The following is a 23055-nucleotide window of genomic DNA, read 5'->3' on the forward strand; positions in this document are numbered from 1 at the left end:
TGCATCCAGCACTTGGCGTATGCCTCCACATTCCATTGGTTGACCCGCTTCATGTCCGGCTGGTCGGGCAGGTCGGAGGTGACGGCGAGAGGCTGTACACGGTCAGGTCCAGGTCACCGTGACCGGAGCGGACGCCTTCGGGTTGGGGGCGGAACACGTATTGGTCGAACCGGTTGAGGCCCATCACGTAGTCGGGTGGCTCCAGGCAGATGCCCATCTCGTCTCGGTCGTCGGTGCCGATGATGTTCGTGCCGTGGACGCCTGAGCCGACCTGGCAGCGCAGGATCGTCAACGTGTCGGCGATGGCCTGGAACTCGGGGGTGGAATGCTTGGTCCAGCTCACATGTCCTCCTGGGGGGGCTGGCTGCCAGCCTGCCACCTCGCGGGCGGTGGTCAACGGTCAGACCTCCTTCACGGGCAGGAATCGTTCGGCTGGCCAGTGGCCTGTGATGGCCTCGGTGTCGTGTTTACCGCATTGGCATCGGTGCAAGATCAGGGTGACCTGGCCGCCGCCGATGGTGTACGTGTCGTGTCTGACGTCCACGGCCTGCATACGGTGCCGATGAAACCAGGTCACGGCGTCTCCTCGGGGGTGGCGATGGCGGCTCCGGGCAGGGCTCCGATGATCTCGACGCCGAGAACGCCTGGCCGCCGTCGGCTACGTCTGGGCCTTTGCCTCCCTGCGAGCACCGGGTCCCAGAGCCCACTACGACCATCGGCGCGCTGAGGGCGATCGGCACTCCAGCGCGCTGCGTAACACTTTCAACCGGATGCTCGGCTGCCTGCAAAAGCGGAAGGCTCACGACGAATACGCGGCCTTCCCGCCGCGCACTCAACGCGTGGCGTGAAGGCCCGCTAAGCCCTCCACCACCTTCCTATCGCCCGAACCGGTCTGTCCGGCGAAAACCGATGGATCACGAGGACACTGCCATCCAGACTGGGCCGCATGATGAAGGACGACCTGGTATCGGCGGCGGCAATCAGGGAGGCCGAGGGAGTCAGGAGGCTGCTGGACGGTGCTGTGTCCCCGGATGAGCCCAACGAGGACGGCAGCACGGCCCTCTATCAAGCCGCCGTGCAGGGGGACGCGGGCATCGTGCGGATGTTGCTGGCGGCCGGCGCCGATCCCGACCGGGAGAGCGGGGGCGACAGCGAAGGGCTGCCCCTGTGTGCCGCCGCGGCCTGGGGACATCTCAAAGCGGTGATCGCGCTGCTCGACGCCGGCGCCGATCCCGACCGGCGAGAGGACATCGAAAGGACCGCGATGACGGCCCTGCACTGGGCGGCGTCGAACGAGCACCTGGCTGTCGTGAGAACACTGCTCGACCGGGGCGCCGACCCCGACCTCGATGATTCCGCCGGGCGCACCGCCCTGTCTCATGCCGCCGAGCGCGGCGCGACGGCCGTGGTCAGGACCCTGCTCGACCATGGGGCGAACCCCGCATTGGCCGACGGCCAGGACCGACGCCCCCTCGATCTCGCCCAGCGCTACGCCGGTCGCGACATCGAGGCGGAGGTGCTCGCGCGGGCCACGGAACACTCCCCACAGGGAGCGCAGATCACCGTCCGTCGCGAGGAGTCTGAAGGGGGCGACGTGCGGATCGTGGCTGAAGTGCGCGACAACACGGGCAGGCTCCGCTCGGAGTCACAGCTCGGCACCGGCCATGCCGAGATCATCCGCCTCCTGGAGACCTGGACGGCCAGCTACGTCAACCGCCCATAGCGCTCTCGGGACCGGGAAACGACGACGTGACGCACCGACTGATCCCACGCCTGCGGACCGTATGACGGACTTGACGCCTTAGGCAGATCGGATGTCTGCGACCGTCGGATTAGAAGTGGAACGCTGCTTCTTGGCTTGGCGGCATGTTGACCTGCTGGTAAATCGGGTGACCTTCATGGGAGGGGGGAGGTCGATCCGTACATGTTCCGGATCTTGAAAAGCGCTTTTCGCGAGATCAACGGCAGGTGGCCTTCGTTCAAGGTCGGCGGAAGTACAGGCCGATGCCGGTCCGCCTCATCACGAACCACCATTTGATGCTCTGTAGTCTCTGTCGCCTGCTCAACCAAGCCGGTAGACGGGGATGCGGGACGAAGATCCACACATCGGCGACGATGCTGCCCGCGTGTTCGCGAACCACAGGGTTCAGGTCGTACAGAAGCGGCCGGAGAGTCTCCAGCGTCACGTCATCGATCTCACCGGTACGGCGGACCATGTGTGACACGGTGGTCAACCCCTGGCAGCGAAGCTGCTGTTCGCCGGAGGCGATGGCCCTGCGAGCCCGGGGAGCGATGACCTCGGCGTCGTCATGACACAGGGACAACCCGATCACGGCCACCCCGACCAGAGGATCGCCTCGATCAAAGGCGGCGTCGACCTGGTCGGCACACCCAGCCCGGGTCATGCTGAATGCTTCCGTTTGAACTGATGTAGCCAGGTGAAGGTCCGCTCGACCACCCGCCGGATGGCGCCCAGCCCGGAGCCACGTGGGGTGCCGCGGCGGGCGATGACCGGCGTGATCCCGCGCGTGCGCAGGTGGCGGCGGTGGCTGGGGGGGGGCATGGCCGCGATCGGCGTACAGGCGCCGGGGACGGCCGTGCACTCCGCGGATGGGCGGAACCTTGTCCAGCAGGGGAAACGGCTGCGTGACGCCGTGGTGGTCGCCGCCGGTCACCGATGCCGCCAGTGGGGCGCCGTGCGCATCCACGATCAGGCGGTGCTTGGATCCAGGTCGTCCTCGATCCACCCTAAACCGCAAAGACTTCTTCGCAAAGACTTCTTCGCGAAGAAGTCTTTGCGGTTTAGGGTGGACGGTATGACTGACCCGAGAGTGAAGCTGGATGGTCCGCAAACCGAAGCGGACGCGGTTGTTCTGGATGCCAAGGGGCTGCGCGCCTTGGCGCACCCGGTACGCGTGCAGTTGGTCGGGCTGCTGCGGAAGTACGGCCCGTCCACGGCTACCCGCCTCGCGGAACGGCTGGGCGTGAATTCCGGCACGGCCAGCTACCACCTGCGTCAGCTCGGCGCGGCCGGTTTTGTCGAGGAGGACACGGAACGCGGTAACGCGCGAGAGCGCTGGTGGCGCTCGGTACACCGGACGACCTGGTTCAACGACCCGGACCTGGCCGAGCGAGAGCCCGAGGCCGCACTGGCCTACCTGCAGTCTGTCGCCGCCATCTACACCCTGCGCACTCAGCAGGCGCTGAACGAACTGCAGACGATGCCTCGCGCGTGGCGGGATTCTTTCGACATGAGCGACTGGGCCCTTCGGCTCACGCCCGAGGAGACCGCCGCTCTGTACCGGGAGTTGCGGGACGTCATCGCCCGCTACCGGCGGGATACGCCGGAGATGGCGGCGAGGGCCCCCGAGGGAGCCGAACGGGTCGCCCTTATCACCTACGTCCTGCCTGAGCTGGACGCGCCCGCAGCGGCGGCAGTTCATGCCGGTCCCGAGAATGCGTTAGGAACGGAGAGGTCTTGAGGGAGGGTGTTTCGGGCGCTGACCGCATATCCGGCAGGCGGTCCTTACAGCCGCTGGGTGGGGTGCTGGCGGCCATGGCCGTGTCGCTGACCGGTACTCGGATCTCGGCCGTGGCACTGCCCTGGTTCGTGCTCGTGACGACCGGCAGCGCCACCCAGACCGGGCTGGTCGCCTTCTTTCAGATGGCTCCATATGTGGTGGTCAAGGCGTTCACCGGGCCACTGGTGGACCGGATCGGCCCACGGCCTGTTTCCTGGACCACGGATCTGGTCAGCGCGGCCGCCGCTGCCATGGTTCCTCTGCTCCACGCCCTGCACCTACTGTCTTTTCCGCTCCTGCTGGTCTTGGTCGCGGTGATTGGCGCGGCCCGTGGCCCAGGCGACCTGGCCAAGGAAGTCATGGTGCCGGAAGCAGCTGAGCGCGGTGGGGTACCGCTGGAGCGGGCCACCGGTCTGTCCGGCGTGATCGAGCGGCTTGCTTCCACCGTTGGCCCAGCAGTCGGCGGCTCGCTGGTGGCGCTGCTCGGCCCTTTGACAGGGCTTGTCGTCAACGCGGGCTGCTTTGCTCTCGGATCAGTGATCATCGGACTGGCGTTGCCTCGCGGTATGGGGCACGCAACCGTGGAAGCCTCGTCACAGGAAGACGAAACGGGACCGGGCTACTGGCGACGATTCGGCGAGGGCTTCACCTTCCTTCGCGGCGAGCCGTTGCTGCTCACCGTCATCGTCATGGTGGGGATCACCAACCTGCTGGACGCGGCGATCAACTCGGTGCTCATCCCCGTCTGGGCCAAAGAGTCCGGTAACGGGCCGACTGCGATCGGCCTGATGGGCAGTGTGATGGGAGCCGCGGCGGTCGCCGGGAGCCTGATCGCTGCGGCGGCCGCGCACAGGCTGAACCGCAGGGCGGTGGTTCTCATCGGATTCCTGTTGGCCGGGGCGCCGAGATTCCTGATCCTCGCCTTCGACGCCCCGCTGGGGGTGGTATTGGCCGTCTTTGCCGTCAGTGGGTTCGGTGCCGGCTTCATCAACCCAGTGCTGGGGGCCGTCCTCTTCGAACGGGTGCCGCGCCGCATGCTTGGCCGGGTCAACGCGCTCGGTGACTCGCTGGGCTGGGCCGGGATCCCTCTCGGCGGCCTGCTCGCTGGGGCGGCGGTGGCCGCTGTCGGACTCGCGCCGGTACTGCTCGTCTGCGGGGCCGCGTACTTTCTCACCACGAACCTGGCGGGACTGCGGCCGGAGTGGCGCGAGATGGACCGTACGGGTGGGCGGGGCGGCCTGAAGCCACACTCCAAGGAAGACGCCTCACAATGCGGTGCGGATGTAGCGACATGACGCTCCCGCGGAGGAGAGTGTCCCCGGGGCCTTCAGACGTTCTCGGCGCTTTCGTCGGCCGCATTCGGGTCGTGCGGCGGACGCAGCTGAGCGGGCGAGAGACCGGGACGCCCGTCACGCGGGTACCAGCCGGCGAAGTCCTCGTGCCACAGCCCGTCCAGCCGGCCCCTCACCCACATCGCCGTCGTACCACCCGGATTACTCGCCCGTGCCACCTGCACAGTCAGGGAAGGGACCTGCTCACCAGAACGCGGGCGGAGCGACAACGAGCACCTCGACAACAGCATCGGCCCATGGACAGCCCGAACATGCCTCCTGACCGCTGGTGTGCTCTGGCGCGGTTCACTACCCAAACCGCATTAGCAGCTCGGGAGGCCATCGTTCAGGACAGTCCCACCTGAACCAACACCCCCTCCCCGGTCCGCCGGTACGGCGGTGAACTGCAACCCAAACTGCAACCCGGATCAGAGCGTCAGTCCTCGTAGTCCTCGAACTCCCACAACCCGATCCGGCCGATCTTCTCAGCGAGTTCGCCCCATGTCGGGGCCTCCAGTACGGCGATACGGTCGCTCAACCAGCGCGTCACCTCGGCGGGACGCAGCTCGCGAACGAAGAGGTAGTGCCGGCCGATGAGGAAGTGGTGATGGCGCAACTGTTCGGCAAGGGCGGATGGAGTGCACACGGTGATCTGGAACTGCTCGTCACCCGGCTCGTTCTGCGGACCGACGTACATCTCCAGGAGTTCGCACGCGTTGGCGGGATCGTCGATGCCATGGGGTTCAAGATCCGGCCAGCGGAATAGGGGCACGCGTGCTCTCATCACCCAATGATCGCGCAGCCGGCAACGCGGAGGAGAGCTGTCGGCTTGGGAAGCCTTTCGAGATCATGGCCCCTGACCTGGGGAAGCGGTGACCTGCGGGGGAGTCGGTGAATTGCTCGCGGCTCCCCGTGGTTCCCCCTTGATCACCTGGCGATCGGGCACGCATCGGGCACGCGAGCGTTGCATCTGCACTCTGATCGGCGCACCGTTGGGCGATCAGCCAACCGTCTCGTGACCGATGGCCCGGAGAATGTCACCGAGCCACACCAGCCCCCACCCGATCACGCCGTCGTCTCCGACCATCCTTTGCAGATTGTCCCACGACTCGGAAATCTGTCCGATGGTGAGCTCGGTCGGCTGCTCGTACGCGTCGTAAATCTCAGGTGATGGAACCGACCAGAAATATTCGTTGGAGATAGCTATCTCGGTGCGGGATTCTTCGGTTACGTGATTTATGAGCACCTCAAACACCCGCTTAAGCTGCTCTACATCGATTCTTGTTGACTCTGACATGGATACCTTCCACCCAACCATCCACATAGTTCCGCCGTAGCGTCGACTGCAACCCGAGCGAGCTCATGAATCTAGGCATGCGAATGCCTCTCCAGCCGAATCTTCTGTCACCCGAGTCGCACACACCGATGTCACGCTAGCTCGGGAAATGTGCCTTGAGGGCTTTCGTAGTAGCCGGCGATGGAGGCGCGGTGAGGTAAGGCGCCGGGCTGGAGGTGGCGGGGTTCCAGTCGGACGCCGGTGCGTCGTTCAGCGAGCGCCAGAGCGCCCTCGATGTAAGGCGGGAAGACCTCGCGTTCCGGGTCGAAATCCCAGATCATCCCCAGTTCTTCGAGGTCCTCCTTCAGTCGTTCAGGGTCGGTGCTGTCGCTCCAGTGGGCGTACATCGGGTCCAGCCGCGCGACGATGTGGCCGTCCACGGCATGGACGAAGTGGGAGTGGTAGTTGACATTGCGCTCAACGCTGGCGATCGACGTACCAGGCGACAGGGCGTGCACCACATCGCGCAAAATCCCGGCATGGCCGCACTCCACCATGATCGATCCACCGACGGCGCGGCCAACTTCGATGGTGGCGAAACCCTGCTGTTCGGGGTCCTCGGTCAATCCCAACCGGCGTAGCACGTCTTCGGGCGCGAGGTCGGCTATGAAGGTGAAGCAGAACGCTGCCGGTGCCCATCCAGAATGACTCCACCATGCGTAAACGTCCGTGGTCGCTCCGCGTTCGTCAGCGACGATCACCGTGCCTTCAGAAGGATGGCTCGTTCCATCGATGACCGGATCGACAGGAATTCGGTGACTGCAGCCTTCTTCCGTCTCGTCGTACAAGGCCAGGTGCGTGGGACACGGCCACATACGACAGGTGGGACACGTCATTACGTCATCGAATGTGCAGTCATCGCAGCCGCGGGGATATCGCCTGCGCGTGACATGGCGAGAGCAAGGGCGCCACTGGGCGATGACGCCCAACTGGTGGAGGGCATCGACCCGAGCGACCGCTTGCACGGCCTTCTCTGAGAATTCCGGCACAGAAACCTCTCAATAGTTCTGAAGGGGCGTAAGACGGCCTTCCTGATTATCCAGGGGCAGGAATGTCTGCGTCATCGGCCATGACTGGGGCCAGGCCACATGCGGGAACCGCAAATGATTCAGCCACTCGTGCGCTTACGAACCCGTGAGACTCGGCCTGTCCTCGGCCCCGGACTTCATCGCGCAAAATGCGACGCTGACAAGCCCCGATGCCCGGTGATCCAGGGTGAGGAACGAACCCTGGATCTTCGATCGCCCCCGACCACGACAGACATCGGCCCCCCCGTGGCGATCGTCGTGCCGCATTGAGGCGGCGGCGCGACCAGAGGCTGGCGGATGGCGTGGGTATGGCGCGGTGCGCGTGCGGCGACGGCCCGGAGTCCTGCCGCACGCTGGGACCGGCCCCCAGGCCGCATGCCCGGCGTGCGCCGCAGGCGCAGGGCCGGGCGACGGCGCGCAGCGCCGCCGGCCCCTTGATACCCCATGAGAACAATTCGGTAGTGACTCAGGTCGTGATCGGCTGGTGTGCCGTTGCTCAGGACTTCGCGAAGAGATCCAGCACGTCACCGAAGCTGCTGGCGAGGCTGTCGAGCAGGGCCTTGCCTTTTTCGGCAGCGGCAAGAGAGGGGCGGCCGATGACTCCGCTGTCCGTGTAAGCCTGCATGCCCTTGGTCAGGAGATGGCGGCGGTCGTCTGCGGTCCAGTCGGCGGAGTGGTAGCCGGGGCGGATCACCTCGGGGCAGGCGTGGAGCAGGAGGGAGGTCTTCTCCGGCGTGCATGTCCTCGTGCATGGTGCTGGTGAGCTGGTGGCCATCCTGCGCGAGCACATCGATGAGTTCGGTGTCCACGAGGATGGGCGGTTGTTCCGGACCTCGCGCGGTGGCGTGATCTCCATCGAGACCTACTGCGAGGTGTGGAAGGCGGCAAGGGCCTTCGCGCTGACTCCCGAACAGCAGGTCTCACCCTTGGCGGCCCGGCTGTACGACCTGCGCCATGCGGCAGTATCCCTGTGGCTCAATGCCGGGGTGGCGGCTCCCGACGTGGCAGAGCGGGCGGGGCACGGAGTGGACGTGCTGCTCAAGGTCTACGCCAAGTGCATCGACGGCGGCACGGAGATCGCCAACCGGCGGATCGAGGATGCATTAGCGGCGTGAGCGGAGACACGAAGGGGCCCCAAGCACCCTTCTGCGGCTCTGTTCGGTGTCGGCAGGGCTCAAGCCGCTCGGCGACTCATGATGAGGTCCGCGATGATACGAACCGGCAAGCACAACGTCTGACCATGTGTCTGAAACAGAGCATCACGGGAGCTGAAATACCCCAGGTCGGACAGGACGTGGCCGGACAGATCGCAAGATGAGCAGGTCACGCCGTCCCAGTCCACGGCGGTATGGGCCACCGCGTCGAAGAGCGTCTCACCACCGGTATTGGTGAACCCGCCTCCCTTCTGCAACGTACTCAGATCACCGTAGAGCTCGGAGACGGTCACCCACTGGTCGCCGAGCAGGAACTCCGGCCAGGCGAGCACTATCTGATGCGGGATCAATGCCCGCAACCGGGGAAATCGCGGATGCCAGAAACGCCCGTCCACCAGCAGTCCTCTGACCCGGCTGGCGATTCCGCCGGCCCGCCCCACCGCTTCCAGAACCGCCAGCCGCTGGCTGCATGATCCGCGTTCCAAGAGAAGCGTCCTGGAGACCGGCTGCATGTCGTTCATGGCATACACCGGACGCACCCGTGCGGCGATAAGCCGGTGAGCTGTGACCAGAAGACCCCGGTCCGTCCCGGTGTTCTCACGTCGGGCTTCGCTCGCCAACCTCAATACCCGGGGATGCTTCCAGTCCAGGATGGGCGTCGCTGCCAACTCGCTCTCACCCGTTCCCTGGTGGACGGCAGCAACGCGACGACACCGTAAGGGCGAGAGGACCGGCTCCATTCCGTGATCGTATATGTGGCTCACGATGCATCAAGTGGAGCCTGCGAAGTGTGCCGGCTTCCTCCCGCCGTTCGCCACTTCACTGCTTTGCACAGCTTGCAGGTACAGGCCATGGCCAGGTTGGCAGGGTGCGCCCAGACGTGAGCCTGATTCCGGAGTTGGCAGCGTTCGCTGAACAGGACATCGAGGGCAGCCACCTGGGGAAACGCGACCAACATCATTCCGCGTATATTTCGCGAACACCGACCGAGGGCCGCTCACGGTGGCCTACGGCTGCACACCCCGGAAACGATCAACGGCGCCTGGTCCGAGGGAAGTCCCTGGTCAGACGCCGTTTGTGATGCTCGGCGGAGAGCGTGGGATTCGAACCCACGAGACCGGTCACCCGGCCTAGCGGTTTTCAAGAGGGCTACGTTCCGAGCAGCGGCAGTGCCTTCTACCAGGACGAAAGCATCTAAATCGCACTCACACAATGAAGATCATCCCGCATATATCCCACACTGGTCGGCCGTCGGCATAATGACTTGGAGATCGAGAAGGTGATGCCGTGGAGGACTACAAACGCGCTCTCATTAGCCAAATGGCTGCGCGACTTGACCTGTACGACTCGGATGGAATCTCCTTACCCAAGCTGGCCGAGGACCTTCGCGGCCTGTTCGAAGCCGCCGATCCGCGCGAGTTGAGCATCAGGGACTCGTTCGAAGAACTCTGGGCCGAACTCGACGCCGAGAACGAACTCAGGACGGAAGCATGGGCACCTCCCAGCCTCGCCGATGACGCCCACCTGCGCGAGATCCTCCATCGGCTGCGCTCCTGGATCAAGTGGTGCGGCCTCACCTTCTAATCCGTAGATCCCCAAACAATCTCCAGGATCGTTCAGAGCCGTTCGTTCTGCTGGTTGCCAGGGCTCCGGCCGTTCGGGTCTGTTCAGCCCAGTCCATGATCGCCCGTCTGGATAGCTCCCATGAGGCAAATGGATCGCCTCTCCGAGCTACTCCGGCCCTGATGAGCCCCCGGTGCCCGAGACGGACGAGTCACCTACCAGTCGCTGATCTCCCAGATGTACCAGGGTCCGTCGATGTGTTCGTAGGTGCCAGGTCCGTCGATGTCGTACGGATCACCGTTCGGGACCCAGGCGAGGCCATAACTGGTGAAGAAACCCGTGTCGTCGATCATGAAGCCGAAGGCGCCGGGGGATCCTTCAAGGTACTCGACGGGATACAGGCCGATCCAATTCCGCTTTCCAGGCGGCGTCCCCTCTGACATCGTCTTCGCGAAGTGGTCGAGGTCGGCGCGCGACAACTCGAAACGCATCTTGACCGGTGCACCGACGTAGACCAGTGAGGCGACCAGCACCACGATCAGGGGCGGCACGGCCCAGAACGGCCAGTTTCGGCGCAATGCGACCAGCCTCCCAGGCATAACAAGGAGGACACCGAGCACGATCAGCCAGCCGGCGCCGAACAACAGCCAGCCGGGGCCAACAAGCATGAACCACGCGTAGTGCCACCCGGGAGCACTCGTCGCATACATCATCCCGAACCCCAGCAATACGGCGACCGTCACCCATGCCCCGCCTTTGACATCAATGGGAGCACGCGGGTGATGCACGTCAGGAAGATCGTTCGTTGCATCCACCGCGTGATCGTAACTGTCGCTCGTGGCGAATCCGCCGTACTCATGTGTATGTTTTGTGCAGAAATCCCCGACCGGAGTCGGGAACGGCTGATGTCCCACATGGGCGCTCCTCCACGCGGGCGGTGCTTGATCTACCAGCACGCCGGTCAGGACCAGGACAAGGTCATCGCCAAGGCGCTTGGGCAGGCGTTCAAGAGGGCACGAGAAGCCATCGGTCACGGAAGATCACGGAGTTCCCGTGAACAGTGAAAGGCCAGGTCACCGGATAAAGGATGGCCTGGCTTTTCGCATGCGAGTCGACGAGGGGAATCGAACCCCTGATCTACAGTTTACAAGATCTCGGTACGCGCCCCTTTGACCTGCTGCGCTCCAGGTCAGGGGTGGTCTCGCCTTGTCCGCGAGTCCCCGTGACTCCCCCTTGGTGCCCCTCCTGACGGGCACGCAACGGGCACGCCTGGGATGAGTCGGCCTGGTATCTGCTACCCGGTGAGCCGTGCTGAGGAACGAAGCACGGATCGTCGATCGCCCTCGGCCCCGTACGGAGATCAGCCCGCATCAGGCGATCGTGAGGGCGGTACCGATCGCGGCGATGTGATGCCACCGGCTGCAGACTGATCCGAGTTGGGGTTTCTCCTGAGGGCTTGCCGGCTCCATAATCACTGCGTGTCCAAGATGCCGGTGTGGTCTAAGTTGGCGCTCGTCCTGATGGTGCTGGCATTGGTGGTCAAGGTCCTCACGTTGACCTTCTGGGCGGGTGACACCGTACGCGAACTACTTGACTGGGTGTTCATCGTCATCGGTGTTCTTGCCGTGGCGCCCTACCTGGGAGCCGGTGTGTGGGGGCTGGTCAAAGCACGCAGGCAGGAGTATCCCAAGCCCTTGCCGGGGGAAGCAGTCGATGGACCGCGTAAACGCCTGATGATGTCCTCGGCGCTCCGGCTCTTCGTTGCCCTGATGGGGCTGTTCGCGATTTCCGGGACTCTCAGGTCGGTTATCGGGTCTGGCCGGTATGGAGCCGGGCCGTTCGGCTGGGGCGTGGATGTCCTCGGGTTTCTCCCCGTGGTCCTGTTTTTCGCCGCAATGGGGATCTCTGTGGTCACTGTGGTGTGGGCCTTGATGAGGTCGAGCAAGTAGGGAGCGAGCGGCCGACGCAAGGTCGTAGGTGCCGGAAGAGCCGCGAAACGTTGGGCCACTGGCCGGATAAACCTGTAGGCGGCGGTGCGGCCCCGGTGCGGCGGGTTGGTTGGGTGCGGCGTGCGGGTGGTGCGGCGGGCGGCCCGATTTCCGCCGCCGTTCGGGACCGGCGCCCACGCCGCACGCCCGGACGGCGGGCGGGTGGAGGGCCGTGCGGCGCCGCGCCGCCGCCTTGATCCCTATGAGAACAATTCGGCAATCCTCCAGGACGGTCTGATGTCCTGTCTCGTTTGATGGTTGACACTCTGGCCTCGCTTGATGCTTGACACCTTGATCGTCTTCTGTGCCTGCTCGTGGCGTTGTCTGCGCTTCGGGGGAGGCCGGGATGGCATTGGTGGAGTTGGGTGTCGTGGAACAGCGCTATCACGCGGTGATCGAGGTGTTGTCGGGGGCGAAGGTCACCGATGTCGCCGAGCGGTATGGGATTTCACGTCAGTCGGTGCATACCTGGGTGCGCCGCTATCGAGACGGCGGGCTGGCCGCTTTGGCCGATCGGTCGCACCGGGTGCGCGCACATCCGATGCAGACGCCGGCCGCGATCGAGGCGATGATCTGTGAGTTGCGCCGGGCGCATCCGCGGTGGGGGCCACGCACTTTGGGCTGGGAGCTGGCCCGGCGCGGGGTGGAGCCGGTGCCGTCGCGGGCGAGTATCTACCGGGCGCTGGTGCGCAACGCTTTGATCGATCCGATGGCGCGCAAGCGTAAACGCGGTGACTACGTGCGCTGGGAGCGGCCCGGGCCGATGCAGTTGTGGCAGATGGACATCATGGGCGGGGTGTTGCTGGCCGACGGCGGTGAGTGCAAGCTGATCACCGGGGTGGATGACCACTCGCGGTTCTGTGTGATCGCCTCGGTGGTGGCCCGACCCACGGGGCGGCAGGTGTGTGCGGCGTTCGCCGCGGCGATGCGCGCCTTCGGGGTGCCGCTGGAGGTACTGACCGACAACGGCAAGCAGTTCACCGGCCGGTTCGGCGGGCCGAAGGCCGGTGAGGTGCTGTTCGAGCGCGTCTGCCGGGAAAACGGCATCCGGCTGCTGCATACCCGGCCGCGCACCCCGACCACCACCGGCAAGATCGAACGTTTCCATCAGACGGTGCGCCGGGAACTGCTTGATGACGCCTTGCCGTTCGCCTCGATAGGCGCGGCCCAGGAGGCGGTGGACGCCTTCGCCGAGCACTACAACACCGCCCGTCCGCATCAGGCGTTGGAGATGGCCTTTCCCGCCGACCGTTTCTTCGCCGACCACGTCGCCCTTCAGCAGACGCGGATGCAGGAGGAGTTGCCTCTGCGACTACCGGCCGGTTTGAGCGTGGTGGAGCCGTCGGCCTCGTCGATGACCCCGACCGCGCCGTCGCCTGAGGTCGTCACCGACGAGGAGGTGCCGGTGACCGAGCCGATGCAGGTTTCGGCCATCGAGATTGAGCGGGTGGTGCCGGACTCGGGCAACCTGTCGGTCGGCGGCCAGCAGGTCTGGCTCGGCCCTGACCGCGCCGGACTGTCGATCACGTTGTGGATCAGTACCGCGCATCTGCATGTGTTCACCACCACCGGCGGCCGGCTCAAGACGGTGGCCTCGCGCCTGACGGTCAAGGACTTGGCCGCCCTGGTCGCCTCCGGGGATGCGCGCCCGGCCGCTTCCGCACCGGTTCCCGACACCCAACAGCACCGTGCGGCCGTCGAGGTCGACCGGCTGGTCAGCTCGATCGGCATCGTCAGCCTGGCCAGCCACGCGTTGTGCATCGGCGCTCACCTGGCCGGTCAGCGTGTCACCTTGCGTCTGGATGGCATCACCGCCCAGGTCATGGACGGCGAACGCCTGCTGCTGCGCACCGTGCGTTGCCCGCTGCCGATCACCGCGTGCGGGCGTCTGCGCGGCGCTCGCAGGGCCGGTCCGCCACCGACCATGCCCACCGGGCCGGTCACTGTCCAGCGCACGGTCTCCATTCGCGGCACCATCATGGTCGTCGGCCAGAAGGTCCAGGTCGGCCGGGTGCACGCCCGCAAGATTTTGGACGTGACCGTCGATGACACCCACCTCACCATCCATGCCGACGGCGAGCCGATCCGTGTCGTTTCGCGAACCACTACCCAGGAGGTCACCCGGATCAAGTCCAGAGCGCATACTAAACAGCGAAAGACCAGCTAGGAGTGTCAAGCATCATCCGATGCCATTGCGTCAAGCATCAAGCGAGTCACGACATCCAGGACGGTCTGATGTCCTGTCTCGTTTGATGTTTGACGCCTCAGTCTCAGGACGGGTCTGACGGGTGCCGGCTGCGCTGATCCCACCTGTGCTGTCGCGTTCCGAGGGAAGATGAAGCGTGCTCGCGTACCAGTTCAGAGTGACCAAGTACGACCCGCGCCTGAGGGATGACCGCGGGGTCTTCACCGGGAACGACTGGACTTCCATCGGTGAGATCGGTGAGGTCTTTGATGGCCAGGTACTCACCCGTGAGCGATACGAGCAGGTGGAATCCGCATACTTGAAGGCGGTGGAGCTGTTCGCGCAGGAGTCCGGGATCACCAGGTTGGCCGTGCGTACTCCCGGGATCTGGCGCGACATCAGTTCCGGACGTCTGCTGCCGGACTACGGTCCAGCCGCATCTGAGCTGTCGTCAGAGGACTTCTATGACGGTCGTGAGGTGCCGTTGGCGGTGGCGCTGGAACTGGTGCGGGCGATGTTGCGCGAGGACGGTGTGTGGTGCCTTCTGGAGGCGGAGGGCCGTTTCGGCATCGCGGCCGGCTGGGACTACTACCTCTACGTCAGCACCCACCGGCCGTGCTCGCAGGCAATCGATCAGGTGCGTCGGCTGGGACTCTTCGTGGATGAGAACCACACCTCGCCCTATGAGCTGAACCTCAATGATTCAGAGCCTCACCGACCGGCGGATGAGGAGTTCTGGGCGGAGGTGGAACTGCTGGCGGCCCGGACAGGTGGGGAGTTACCACTGCTGGAGATGTGGGCCGGCAACACCTGGCGATGGCACCTGGTGACCCCCGGAGACGGGATCGTCCAGGTCCGGACTGAACTCAGACCTCGCGCCCTGGTCACCGCCTTCATCGGTGCGCCCGTGGCGGTCAACGACAACGGTATGGCCGAGATTGCGGGACACGCTCGACGCCTGCTCGACGAAGGCTCCGAGGTTGCCGGCGTGATGTGTCTGATCGAGGACAAGGACACAGGGCGGCTGCGGCACGATTACCTGCTGGACGACGATGGCCTCACGGCTTGGCTCGAAGCGGCTCGTGAAGCCGGCCGTTGTGGGGTGTATCCAGCCGATGCGGTCGACCAGCCTGGAGCGCTCGCAGCGGTCCTTCCCGACGAGGACGGAATCGTCCGGGCTCGATGGGGATGACACCAGCCCCTGGAGTCACGACGAGGTGACCATGCTCGACACCTGTTCCTGGTCACCTCAGTCTGGACCTCGGAAGGCAGGATTCCACTGCGTGCTGAGCCAAGATTGGTATTTCTCGAAGATGTTGGCTACGCCGTGCGCTGGGGCGCGCTCCTCCATGAACTGGTCCAGCAGCTCGAACAGGAGCTCGACCGCCTTGGCGTCAGACTCGGGCGAGAGCGGTAGGGAAGGCTTTTCGGGTAGAGCGAGCTGGAGCACAAGGCCAGGCCATCCGAAGCTGCTTTGCGAGCCTAGCCGCATGATCAGCCATTCCCGAAAGCCGGAGAACAGCCCCCAGTCGTTTCCGGCGTCGCACCCCATGAGGAAGGCTTCGTAGCTCTTGAACGAGCCGTCCAGCCCGTACATCCCTGGACGTTTGTGGATCTCACGAAAGAGCTGGCGGTACTCCATGGCTGTCCTGTCATCGCTCAGGGGTCGCAGGCTTGATCATTGTCTCTGCCAGAGCGGGATGCCGGGAGTATCCGTCGAGCCTTAGGAAATTCGGCAATGCTCTGTGGCGGCCGATGGGTCTGTGCTGATGCCCGTGTACGCCGGGGATGTTGGGCGGTAACTTCGCTGTGTGGCTACCAACGATGAGCAGACGCGCTGGATCGTGCACGGTGAGTGGCTGATCTACGACAACCGGTGATTCCGGCTGGGTCTCGTTGATGTTGCGATCCCGGACGGGGAGCGGTTCGAGCATCACGTGGTGCATCTGGATCGGGCGGCTATCGCGGTGGTGGTCGGTGAGCAGAACCGGGTGCTCCTGATGTGGCGGCACCGGTTCCTGGCGGATCGGTGGGGGTGGGAGCTGCCCGGCGGGCTGGTCGATGCGGGTGAGGACGCCATGACGACGGCCGCTCATGAGGTGGAGGAGGAGACGGGGTATCGGCCCAAGGAGATCGAGCATCTGATCACCTATCAGCCGATGGCCGGCATGGTCGACTCAGAGCACAATCTGTTCCTCGTGCGGGGTGCCGAACTGGTCGGAAGTCCGACAGGGGAGATCGAGGCCGATCTCATCGAGTGGGTGCCGATGTCGGAGATCCCGGCGATGATCGCCCGCGGTGACATCTGGACGTCGGGGACGTTGATCGGTCTGTACGCGGCGCGGGGGCGGCTCAGCAGCGGGTGAGGGGCTTAGAGCACCTAACGGAATGAGGCGGTTCTCTTTCGGCGCCGGTGCGCTGAGAACCTTCACTCAGGTAGGCGGCGCCCATGGACAGTGCAGACGCGATCACACCTCATTTTGATAGGAGCTCTTCGCCGGAAGCACCGCAGCCGGCCACGCCCCAGCGGTACCGCCGTACCCGCGTTAGGAGAGCGGACGCACGTCCACGCCGTAGCTCAGGCGGTCGATCCACCATGGTCCGCAGCTCGCTGTGCTCCACTGACCGCTGTTGGTCGTCACCCAGCCGCCGTCCCTACGGCCGTTGATGCACTGGACCCACGCGCGGAACTCGTAGGCAGGACCGTTCGTCGCGCATCGGGCGGAAAACGAGTTCTGACCGAAGGTGTAGTCACAGTCATTGACTCCTGCCGACGCCGGGCTCAGCGCACTCGACCCGACGGTAACGGCTCCCACCGCGAGCACGGTCGCGGCGAGGACGCGCAGGGTTCTTCTCATACCCTCTCCTAGTACTGGTGACAGATGGCCGTTTCACGTTCCGTACACCCCGGTTCGCGCCTTACTTCGGGGATGTGCAACAGAGGGGATTCTTAGGAAACTTTCCTAAATGAAAGATACGTGCAAACCGGAGCGCGTCAACCCTGCGCGTACCGACAACCTCATCCGCCCAGCGGGTGCCGGAAGAAGACCGCTTCATTCTGTTAGGTGCTCTTAACGCAGTGAGCGCTTGACCGCTCGGGCGAGTTCTGCGATGCGTTTGCGCTGGCGGCGGGAGCCGGTCATGGTCGCGAGTTGCTGGGCGCGTTGGATGTGGGGTTGGGCCGCGTCGGGTTCTCCTCTGGCCAGAAGGGCGTGGCCCAGGTCGCAGCGGACTCCGGATTCGGTGCGGTTGTAGGTGCCGTCCATTCCTGCCAGGGCGGAGCGCAGATCTTCGACGGTGCCGGGGTCGTCGAAGCGCACCAGGCAGTTTCCGCGCCAGCGGGCGAGGTGGTGAGCGTCCAAGGAGAGGTAGGGCATGCTCACATCGGCGTCCCCGGCCGGTAGAAGTGCGGCGGAGCGGGCGGGGCACGGGGTGGATGTGTGGCTCAGGGTCTATGCCAGGTGTATCGACGGCCAGCGCGAGGTGGCCAACCGGCGCCTCCTGGCCGCGCTCGTCAGGTGAGGCCGACCCTGCGCCACGACGGGACCCCGGGACACCTCGGGGTCCTTCGTCGTTCCGGCCCCGGAATCGGTCCGCGATGCTCCGGAACTCCCGGTCCCACCTGGGAAAACGGGGCCGGGCCCATTCCGCGACCGGTGGCGTACGGCCGCTTCCGGCTACCTGAGGGGTGTGTACCCCCGGCAAGCAAAAGACCAGGTCAGCGGTTAGATGACCTGGTCTTGGTTGCGCACCCTGCAGGATTCGAACCTGCGACCGTCGGATTAGAAGTCCGGTGCTCTATCCAGCTGAGCTAAGGGTGCTCCCGCTCAATTGTGCATGATCCGGGGAGTGCTCATGTATCGGTTTCGGGGCTGTGTCGCGAGGATCACTCTGCGGCGTCTCGCGCCCTCGGAGGGAACGGCCGTCAGGGCGCCTCGGCCCGGGTGGGCGGTGGCCGGATTCTGGCTGTTCGGGACGGGGAAACCGGGCTGGACGGGGCGGGTACCTCCCCGGTGACCTGCCGCTCTCCTGGCGGGCGGGGCAGCGGATGTCCGATGGGCGGACGACTTCCGGGTGTTCCATCCGACAGGGGATGTCTGCCCGAATCGTCCCCGCGGGGAGGCCGAGCGGTCTACGCTCGGGTGGCATGTTCGCCGTCACGACCCAACAGGAGATCCCCCTTCTGGGCGGTGATGTCACCGACGGGGTGGTGCGGGTCGGGGACACCGTCCGCCGGCCCAGCCGGGCCTCAACCGCTTCGGTGCACGCGCTCCTGCGGCACCTGGAGCGTTCCGGGTTCGAGGGGGCGCCCCGGGCGTTGGGTGTGGACGAGCGGGGCCGGGAGGTACTGAGCTACGTCGAGGGCGGCTCCGCGGCCAGGCCGTTGCCCGGCTACGCGCTCAGCGGGGAGTCGCTGGCCGCGCTGGCGCGGCTGCTGCGCCGCTTCCACGACGCGGCCGAGAGGTTCGTCCCGCCGCCGGGAGCCGTCTGGGAGGGCGGGTCCAACGACGACGCGGCCCCGAGGCTGATCGGGCACTGCGACGTCAACCTGGACAACGTGATCTTCCGCGATGGGCTGCCGGTCGCGCTGATCGACTTCGACATGGCCCGGCCGACGACCCGGCTCTTCGACGTGGTGACCACGCTGCGGCACTGGGCGCCGATCGCCGATCCCATCGATCTGGAGCCGCTCCAGCGCCGCCTTGAGGTCGGGCCCCGGCTCCGCCTGTTCTGTGACGCGTACGGCCTGGCGCCTCGCGACCGCAGACGCCTGCTGGATCTGGCCCGGCTCCGCTTCGACCGCTCGTACCAGGTGATGCGTGCCAGGGCCGAGGCCGGGGGCGGCGGATGGACCCGGATGTGGGCCGGTGGGGCGGGGGTGCGCATCCGGCGGGCCCGGGTGTGGCTGGAGACCCACCAGGATGAACTCCATGAACATCTCATTTAGTCGACTAATCACCAAAGTGGGACTAAGGGGACCTGGGGTAGCCGAAGGGGTGGGGATGCTCGCCGGGGTCGTGATCGACGCCGTGCTCGCCGATCCCCGGCGCGGGCATCCGGTCGCGCTGTTCGGCACCGCCGCCGCCGAGGTGGAGAAGCGGGTGTACGGCGACGGCCGGGCAAGGGGCGTGCTCCACGTCGCGCTGTGCGTGGTTCCGGTGGCGTTGCTCGGCCACGCCGCGACCCGGCCGCGCGATCCCATGGTGCGGGCCGCGCTGAGCGCGGCGGCGACCTGGGCCGTCCTCGGTGGCACCACGCTGGGCCGCGAGGGGGCGGCGATGGCCGGGCTCCTGGAGGACGGCGACCTGGCCGGGGCCCGGGAGAGGCTGCCTCATCTGTGCGGGCGGGATCCTTCCGGGTTGGCAGCGCCTGGGCTGGCGAGGGCCACCGTGGAGTCGATCGCGGAGAACACCTCCGACGCGGTGGTGGCGCCACTGTTCTGGGGGGCGGTCGCCGGGGTGCCCGGCCTGCTCGCCTACCGGGCGGTCAACACGCTGGACGCGATGGTCGGCCACCGCAACGAGCGCTACGAGCGCTTCGGCTGGGCCGCGGCCCGCCTCGACGACGTGGCCAACTTCGTACCCGCCAGGATCACCGGGCTGCTCGCCGCGCTCGGCGCCCCCCTGGTGGGTGGTTCGACGCGGCGGGCGGCGGCGGTGCTGCGCAGGGACGGCCACCGCCACCCCAGTCCCAACGCGGGCCGTTGCGAGGCGGCCTTCGCGGGCGCGCTGGACCGTACGCTCGGCGGGGTGAACGTGTACGGCACCCGGGTGGAGCACCGGCCGAAGATGGGCGAAGGGCCCGAGCCCTCGGTCGCCGACATCCGCAGGTCCGTACGGCTGGCGCGGGCGGTCGGCCTGGCCGCGGCGGGGCTCGCCGTCCTGGCCGCCGTACGCGGATCGCGCGGGAGGAGGGGGTGAAGGGGGCGCTGCTGGTCGCCGGGACCACCTCCGACGCGGGCAAGAGCGTCGTCACCGCCGGGATCTGCCGCTGGCTGGCCCGCCAGGGGGTGCGGGTCGCGCCGTACAAGGCGCAGAACATGTCGTTGAACTCCTTCGTCACCGCCGACGGCGCCGAGATCGGCCGGGCCCAGGCGGTGCAGGCCGCCGCGTGCGGGCTGGAGCCCGGCGCGGACATGAACCCGATCCTGCTCAAGCCGGGCAGTGACCGGCGCAGCCAGGTCGTGGTGATGGGCAGGCCGATGACCGAGGTCGACGCGATGGAGTACTGGGACGTCAAGGAGCGGCTCCGCCAGGTCGCGGTGGACGCGCTGGAGCGGCTGCGGGCCTCCTACGACGTGGTGGTCTGCGAGGGGGCGGGCAGCCCGGCGGAGATCAACCTGCGTGCGGGCGACATCGCCAACATGGGCCTGGCCCGTGCCGCGAACCTGCCGGTCGTCGTGGTCGGCGACATCGACAGGGGCGGGGTCTTCGCCTCGCTGTACGGGACCGTGGCGCTGCTGGAGCCCGCCGACCAGGCGCTGATCGCCGGGTTCGTGATCAACAAGTTCCGGGGGGCGCCCGAGCTCCTCGAACCGGGCCTGAACATGATCAGGGAGCTGACCGGCCGCGAGGTGTACGGGGTGCTGCCCTGGCTGGACGGCCTCTGGATGGACGTCGAGGACTCCCTGGCCCTGGACAACCGGCCCGCGCTCGGGGCGCGCGCCCCGTACGGCAGGCAGAGTCTGCGGGTGGCGGTGGTACGGCTGCCGAGGATCTCCAACTTCACGGACGTGGACGCGCTGGCCTCCGAGCCCGGAGTGACGGTCCGCTACGTGACCTCGCCGGGCGAGCTGGACGACGCCGATCTGGTGGTGCTGCCCGGCTCCCGGGCCACGGTCTCCGACCTGGCCTGGCTCCGCGCCACCGGCCTGGCCGAGGCCCTGCGGGGACGGGCCGTGCTGGGCATCTGCGGCGGCTACCAGATGCTCGCCAGGACCATCCGTGACGACGTCGAGTCGGGGGCCGGCCTCGTCGAGGGGCTGGGGCTGCTGCCCGCCTCGGTGGAGTTCGCCGAGGACAAGACGCTGGGCCGCCCGGTGGGCGCCGCCTACGGCTGCCGGGTCGAGGCGTACGAGATCCACCACGGCGTCGTGACGGCCGACGGCGGCGAGCCCTTCCTGGACGGCTGCCGGTACGGCTCGGTGTGGGGCACCACCTGGCACGGCGCCCTGGAGAACGACGATTTCCGCCGGGCGTTCCTGGCCGACGTGGCCGTCGTCTCCGGCCGCGACTTCACCCCGGCTCCTGACGTGTCGTTCGCCGCCCTGCGCGAGGAGCGGCTGGACGCGCTCGGCGACCTGGTCGAGCGGAACGTCGACACCGGGGCACTGCTCCGGCTGATGGAGGGCGGGGCACCTTCGGGCCTGCCGTCGCTTCCGCCCGGCGCCACCCGGCGCGAGGCCCCGTACCTCTCCCGAGGTGGATCCTCCGCCGGCTGACCGGTGGCGGGGACGGTCCGGCGAGGGGGCGTCCCCATTCTTTTCCAGCGCGACAGGGAAGAAGGTGCCATAGCCTAGTAAAATTGGTATTTCCCCTGCCAGATCCGATGGGGGAAGTCTGGGAGGTCGATGATGGTCCGCATCATCGTGTTGCTTTTCGTCATCGCCGTGATCGCCATGATGGTTCTCAGCATGGCCCGGATGATCCGCTCCTTCTCGGCTCCCAAACCCGCCGTCGACAGCCCCCGCGAGATCCTCAGACGTCGTTACGCGGCCGGTGAGATCGACGAGGACGAGTACCTCCGCCGGATGTCGGGTCTCTCCCAGGAGTGGTAGGCCCGTTTCCGCGGCCTGTCAGGCGGCGGGGGCGGAGGCGGGCTGGTTCGCGGTGATCCAGGCGTCGATCGCCTCCCACTGGTCGAAGAGCCACCGGATCTGGCTCTCGCGGTCGCGCGGCACGTCGGCGGCCTGGACCCGCCACCATTTGGCCTTGATCTCGGCGCTCATCGGCAGGCGGCGCCAGATGTCTCCGAGGGTGACCAGGTCGTCGAGGCCGGTGTGCGCGACGAAGATCACATCCGCCTCGGGGCAGGCCTCGATGGCGGTGATGGCCCCGTTGGGGCGGGGCGCCATCAGGTGTTCCAGCCCGCGGGCCCGCGCGGCCTCCTCGGACAGGCCCTTGCGCTCCAGCCGGAGGATGGCCCGCCAGCGACGCCTGGGGGTGAAGTTGCCGCCCTCCGGGAAGATCACCAGGGCGTCGTCGGCGTCCATGCCCGAGGCCAGGCGGCGGATCTCGCCGAGAACGCCGTTCTCGGAGGTCTTGCGCGGGACGAAGGCGTTGGGGAGGCGGTTGATCACCACGTCCAGTGAGGGGTCGAGTTGCAGGGCGGCCTTCATCACGATCCTCGGGCGCCTGCCGTACCGGGTGAGAAGGTGGTGGACGAGCAGGAACGAGTCGCCGGGACCCGCGTGGCGGGACAGCACGATGACGGGGCGGGTGAGGCGCCGAGAGAGTTCGTCGGAGGTGAGGGTCGGCTCGTCGATCTCGACGCTCAGCCGGAAGATCCGCACGGCCACTCCGTACACCTTGGACAGGAGCCACCGGATCAGCGCGTAGTGCCGCTCCTGGTGCTCGTCGCGGTGGAGCCATCCGCCGAACCCGCTCGCCACCCAGAGGCCCAGGCAGGCGACCAGCGCCATCGACTCCAACGCCAGCCACGCCACCGCGAACCAGACCAGCCGGGTGCCGCGCCGCTGCGGGGGCGGCAGGCGCAGCGAGGCCGCGGCCACCACCAGCAGCCAGATCGGGAGCGTGACCACCGCGACCACGGTGAGCACGATGACGAGCGGGGCCAGGATCAGACGGCGGATGATGCGAGGAGGCAGCATGAGCGGCTCCTGCCTGGGGGGATATGCGGTGCGGGTGTCTGGCTCTGACGGGTTGATGGTCGGTATGGAGGGGAGTGCCGGTTCCCCCGGGGGAGCCGGTGTGTGCGGCCGCTGGGGGC

27 protein-coding genes, 1 tRNA gene and 2 pseudogenes are annotated in these 23055 nt (G+C 66.6%); 14 read left to right on the forward strand and 16 right to left on the reverse strand.

Translation table 11 applies throughout. The annotated features are described in order from the left end of the window. Positions 1-88 precede the first annotated feature (88 nt). Together ABT061_RS23485 and ABT061_RS23490 are read right to left on the reverse strand one after the other, a co-directional pair. A pseudogene (locus ABT061_RS23485) lies at positions 89-343 on the reverse strand (DNA polymerase beta superfamily protein); the annotation flags it as partial. A 57-nt stretch (positions 344-400) separates the two neighbouring features. Next, complete coding sequence (locus tag ABT061_RS23490) at positions 401-577, reverse strand: hypothetical protein (protein WP_350921430.1); 177 nt, start codon at positions 575-577, stop codon at positions 401-403. A gap of 369 nt (positions 578-946) precedes the next feature. Here ABT061_RS23490 and ABT061_RS23495 point away from each other — a divergent pair, with 369 nt between their 5' ends. Further along, complete coding sequence (locus ABT061_RS23495) at positions 947-1723, forward strand: ankyrin repeat domain-containing protein (protein ID WP_350921432.1); 777 nt, start codon at positions 947-949, stop codon at positions 1721-1723. 256 nt (positions 1724-1979) lie between these two features. On the opposite strand, the gene ABT061_RS23500 is transcribed toward ABT061_RS23495, so the two are convergent. Both ABT061_RS23500 and ABT061_RS23505 read right to left on the reverse strand, forming a co-directional pair. Beyond that, a complete protein-coding gene (locus ABT061_RS23500; RefSeq protein ID WP_350921434.1) occupies positions 1980-2405 on the reverse strand; it encodes a hypothetical protein in 426 nt (141 codons plus the stop codon). Between the two features lie 11 nt (positions 2406-2416). Beyond that, positions 2417-2747 (reverse strand): annotated as a pseudogene (locus ABT061_RS23505) (transposase); the annotation flags it as partial. Between the two features lie 69 nt (positions 2748-2816). On the opposite strand from ABT061_RS23505, the gene ABT061_RS23510 reads away from it, so the two are divergent. Further along, positions 2817-3482, forward strand: a complete 666-nt coding sequence (locus ABT061_RS23510) for an ArsR/SmtB family transcription factor (RefSeq protein ID WP_350921436.1) — start codon at positions 2817-2819, stop codon at positions 3480-3482. Positions 3483-3556: 74 nt separating this feature from the next. Continuing rightward, positions 3557-4816 carry an MFS transporter gene (locus ABT061_RS23515; RefSeq protein ID WP_350921439.1) on the forward strand — a complete coding sequence of 420 codons (1260 nt, stop codon included), beginning with the start codon at positions 3557-3559 and terminating at the stop codon, positions 4814-4816. Between the two features lie 32 nt (positions 4817-4848). Here the strand turns inward: ABT061_RS23515 and ABT061_RS23520 are convergent, their stop codons facing one another. From ABT061_RS23520 to ABT061_RS23540, 5 genes are all read right to left on the reverse strand, one after another. Next, the gene (locus ABT061_RS23520; RefSeq protein WP_350921441.1) at positions 4849-4995 is read right to left on the reverse strand and encodes a hypothetical protein; all 147 of its coding nucleotides are present in this window, start codon (positions 4993-4995) and stop codon (positions 4849-4851) included. 293 nt (positions 4996-5288) lie between these two features. Then, on the reverse strand, positions 5289-5636 hold the full coding sequence (locus ABT061_RS23525) for an Imm8 family immunity protein (RefSeq protein ID WP_350921443.1): 348 nt from the start codon (positions 5634-5636) through the stop codon (positions 5289-5291). A 216-nt stretch (positions 5637-5852) separates the two neighbouring features. After that, positions 5853-6107 carry a hypothetical protein gene (locus tag ABT061_RS23530; protein ID WP_350921446.1) on the reverse strand — a complete coding sequence of 85 codons (255 nt, stop codon included), beginning with the start codon at positions 6105-6107 and terminating at the stop codon, positions 5853-5855. Between the two features lie 173 nt (positions 6108-6280). Next, entirely contained in the window at positions 6281-6976 is a 696-nt protein-coding gene (locus ABT061_RS23535) for a DUF6461 domain-containing protein (RefSeq protein WP_350921448.1), read from the reverse strand. A 736-nt stretch (positions 6977-7712) separates the two neighbouring features. After that, on the reverse strand, positions 7713-8006 hold the full coding sequence (locus tag ABT061_RS23540) for a creatininase family protein (RefSeq protein ID WP_350921450.1): 294 nt from the start codon (positions 8004-8006) through the stop codon (positions 7713-7715). Between ABT061_RS23540 and ABT061_RS23545 the strand changes: the two genes are divergently transcribed. Continuing rightward, positions 7951-8331, forward strand: a complete 381-nt coding sequence (locus ABT061_RS23545) for a site-specific integrase (protein ID WP_350921634.1) — start codon at positions 7951-7953, stop codon at positions 8329-8331. The two genes, ABT061_RS23540 and ABT061_RS23545, sit on opposite strands and share 56 nt — an antisense overlap. A gap of 59 nt (positions 8332-8390) precedes the next feature. Here ABT061_RS23545 and ABT061_RS23550 read toward each other — a convergent pair whose 3' ends face one another. Then, entirely contained in the window at positions 8391-8891 is a 501-nt protein-coding gene (locus tag ABT061_RS23550; RefSeq protein ID WP_350921453.1) for a hypothetical protein, read from the reverse strand. 799 nt (positions 8892-9690) lie between these two features. Between ABT061_RS23550 and ABT061_RS23555 the strand changes: the two genes are divergently transcribed. After that, a complete protein-coding gene (locus tag ABT061_RS23555) occupies positions 9691-9954 on the forward strand; it encodes a hypothetical protein (protein WP_350921455.1) in 264 nt (87 codons plus the stop codon). A gap of 194 nt (positions 9955-10148) precedes the next feature. Here the strand turns inward: ABT061_RS23555 and ABT061_RS23560 are convergent, their stop codons facing one another. Next, the gene (locus ABT061_RS23560; RefSeq protein ID WP_350921458.1) at positions 10149-10967 is read right to left on the reverse strand and encodes a hypothetical protein; all 819 of its coding nucleotides are present in this window, start codon (positions 10965-10967) and stop codon (positions 10149-10151) included. Between the two features lie 444 nt (positions 10968-11411). Between ABT061_RS23560 and ABT061_RS23565 the strand changes: the two genes are divergently transcribed. The 3 genes from ABT061_RS23565 to ABT061_RS23575 all read left to right on the forward strand — a co-directional run bounded on the left by ABT061_RS23565 (position 11412) and on the right by ABT061_RS23575 (position 15298). Beyond that, on the forward strand, positions 11412-11882 hold the full coding sequence (locus tag ABT061_RS23565) for a hypothetical protein (RefSeq protein ID WP_350921460.1): 471 nt from the start codon (positions 11412-11414) through the stop codon (positions 11880-11882). A gap of 400 nt (positions 11883-12282) precedes the next feature. After that, positions 12283-14088 carry an IS481 family transposase gene (locus tag ABT061_RS23570; protein ID WP_350921626.1) on the forward strand — a complete coding sequence of 602 codons (1806 nt, stop codon included), beginning with the start codon at positions 12283-12285 and terminating at the stop codon, positions 14086-14088. Positions 14089-14263: 175 nt separating this feature from the next. Beyond that, complete coding sequence (locus tag ABT061_RS23575; RefSeq protein ID WP_350921462.1) at positions 14264-15298, forward strand: hypothetical protein; 1035 nt, start codon at positions 14264-14266, stop codon at positions 15296-15298. A 57-nt stretch (positions 15299-15355) separates the two neighbouring features. Here ABT061_RS23575 and ABT061_RS23580 read toward each other — a convergent pair whose 3' ends face one another. Beyond that, complete coding sequence (locus ABT061_RS23580; RefSeq protein ID WP_350921464.1) at positions 15356-15748, reverse strand: hypothetical protein; 393 nt, start codon at positions 15746-15748, stop codon at positions 15356-15358. A 298-nt stretch (positions 15749-16046) separates the two neighbouring features. Here ABT061_RS23580 and ABT061_RS23585 point away from each other — a divergent pair, with 298 nt between their 5' ends. Then, complete coding sequence (locus ABT061_RS23585; RefSeq protein WP_350921466.1) at positions 16047-16472, forward strand: NUDIX hydrolase; 426 nt, start codon at positions 16047-16049, stop codon at positions 16470-16472. A gap of 180 nt (positions 16473-16652) precedes the next feature. Here ABT061_RS23585 and ABT061_RS23590 read toward each other — a convergent pair whose 3' ends face one another. Beyond that, the gene (locus ABT061_RS23590) at positions 16653-16964 is read right to left on the reverse strand and encodes a hypothetical protein (RefSeq protein ID WP_350921469.1); all 312 of its coding nucleotides are present in this window, start codon (positions 16962-16964) and stop codon (positions 16653-16655) included. 213 nt (positions 16965-17177) lie between these two features. Further along, on the reverse strand, positions 17178-17489 hold the full coding sequence (locus tag ABT061_RS23595) for a hypothetical protein (RefSeq protein WP_350921471.1): 312 nt from the start codon (positions 17487-17489) through the stop codon (positions 17178-17180). Between ABT061_RS23595 and ABT061_RS23600 the strand changes: the two genes are divergently transcribed. Beyond that, positions 17482-17628: a hypothetical protein gene (locus tag ABT061_RS23600; protein WP_350921473.1), complete on the forward strand. Its 147-nt coding sequence runs from the start codon at positions 17482-17484 to the stop codon at positions 17626-17628. The genes ABT061_RS23595 and ABT061_RS23600 overlap by 8 nt on opposite strands. A 225-nt stretch (positions 17629-17853) precedes the next feature. Here ABT061_RS23600 and ABT061_RS23605 read toward each other — a convergent pair. After that, positions 17854-17927 (reverse strand) — tRNA-Arg (locus ABT061_RS23605). A 326-nt stretch (positions 17928-18253) separates the two neighbouring features. Between ABT061_RS23605 and ABT061_RS23610 the strand changes: the two genes are divergently transcribed. From ABT061_RS23610 to ABT061_RS23625, 4 genes are all read left to right on the forward strand, one after another. After that, positions 18254-19054, forward strand: coding sequence for a phosphotransferase (locus ABT061_RS23610; RefSeq protein ID WP_350921475.1), 801 nt, complete (start codon positions 18254-18256; stop codon positions 19052-19054). Positions 19055-19109: 55 nt separating this feature from the next. Further along, a complete protein-coding gene (locus ABT061_RS23615; RefSeq protein ID WP_502991469.1) occupies positions 19110-20027 on the forward strand; it encodes a cobalamin biosynthesis protein in 918 nt (305 codons plus the stop codon). Further along, a complete protein-coding gene (locus ABT061_RS23620; protein ID WP_350921479.1) occupies positions 20024-21547 on the forward strand; it encodes a cobyric acid synthase in 1524 nt (507 codons plus the stop codon). Before ABT061_RS23615 ends, ABT061_RS23620 begins: the two co-directional genes overlap by 4 nt. A gap of 129 nt (positions 21548-21676) precedes the next feature. Continuing rightward, entirely contained in the window at positions 21677-21883 is a 207-nt protein-coding gene (locus ABT061_RS23625) for an SHOCT domain-containing protein (protein ID WP_350921481.1), read from the forward strand. 18 nt (positions 21884-21901) lie between these two features. Here ABT061_RS23625 and ABT061_RS23630 read toward each other — a convergent pair whose 3' ends face one another. Continuing rightward, positions 21902-22936, reverse strand: a complete 1035-nt coding sequence (locus tag ABT061_RS23630) for a 1-acyl-sn-glycerol-3-phosphate acyltransferase (RefSeq protein ID WP_350921484.1) — start codon at positions 22934-22936, stop codon at positions 21902-21904. Positions 22937-23055: the final 119 nt, after the last annotated feature.

The sequence above is a fragment of the Streptosporangium sp. NPDC002544 genome, assembly GCF_040295965.1.
Taxonomy (GTDB): domain Bacteria; phylum Actinomycetota; class Actinomycetes; order Streptosporangiales; family Streptosporangiaceae; genus Streptosporangium.

Bases quoted from the DNA above. Each gene is read 5' to 3' on its own strand.
- ABT061_RS23495 (WP_350921432.1), top strand. From the start codon at position 947: ATGATGAAGGACGACCTGGTATCGGCGGCGGCAATCAGGGAGGCCGAG.
- ABT061_RS23500 (WP_350921434.1), bottom strand. From the start codon at position 2,405: ATGACCCGGGCTGGGTGTGCCGACCAGGTCGACGCCGCCTTTGATCGA.
- ABT061_RS23510 (WP_350921436.1), top strand. From the start codon at position 2,817: ATGACTGACCCGAGAGTGAAGCTGGATGGTCCGCAAACCGAAGCGGAC.
- ABT061_RS23515 (WP_350921439.1), top strand. From the start codon at position 3,557: ATGGCCGTGTCGCTGACCGGTACTCGGATCTCGGCCGTGGCACTGCCC.
- ABT061_RS23520 (WP_350921441.1), bottom strand. From the start codon at position 4,995: ATGTGGGTGAGGGGCCGGCTGGACGGGCTGTGGCACGAGGACTTCGCC.
- ABT061_RS23525 (WP_350921443.1), bottom strand. From the start codon at position 5,636: ATGAGAGCACGCGTGCCCCTATTCCGCTGGCCGGATCTTGAACCCCAT.
- ABT061_RS23540 (WP_350921450.1), bottom strand. From the start codon at position 8,006: ATGTGCTCGCGCAGGATGGCCACCAGCTCACCAGCACCATGCACGAGG.
- ABT061_RS23550 (WP_350921453.1), bottom strand. From the start codon at position 8,891: ATGAACGACATGCAGCCGGTCTCCAGGACGCTTCTCTTGGAACGCGGA.
- ABT061_RS23555 (WP_350921455.1), top strand. From the start codon at position 9,691: ATGGCTGCGCGACTTGACCTGTACGACTCGGATGGAATCTCCTTACCC.
- ABT061_RS23580 (WP_350921464.1), bottom strand. From the start codon at position 15,748: ATGGAGTACCGCCAGCTCTTTCGTGAGATCCACAAACGTCCAGGGATG.
- ABT061_RS23590 (WP_350921469.1), bottom strand. From the start codon at position 16,964: ATGAGAAGAACCCTGCGCGTCCTCGCCGCGACCGTGCTCGCGGTGGGA.
- ABT061_RS23600 (WP_350921473.1), top strand. From the start codon at position 17,482: ATGCTCACATCGGCGTCCCCGGCCGGTAGAAGTGCGGCGGAGCGGGCG.
- ABT061_RS23610 (WP_350921475.1), top strand. From the start codon at position 18,254: ATGTTCGCCGTCACGACCCAACAGGAGATCCCCCTTCTGGGCGGTGAT.
- ABT061_RS23615 (WP_502991469.1), top strand. From the start codon at position 19,110: ATGCTCGCCGGGGTCGTGATCGACGCCGTGCTCGCCGATCCCCGGCGC.
- ABT061_RS23625 (WP_350921481.1), top strand. From the start codon at position 21,677: ATGATGGTCCGCATCATCGTGTTGCTTTTCGTCATCGCCGTGATCGCC.
- ABT061_RS23630 (WP_350921484.1), bottom strand. From the start codon at position 22,936: ATGCTGCCTCCTCGCATCATCCGCCGTCTGATCCTGGCCCCGCTCGTC.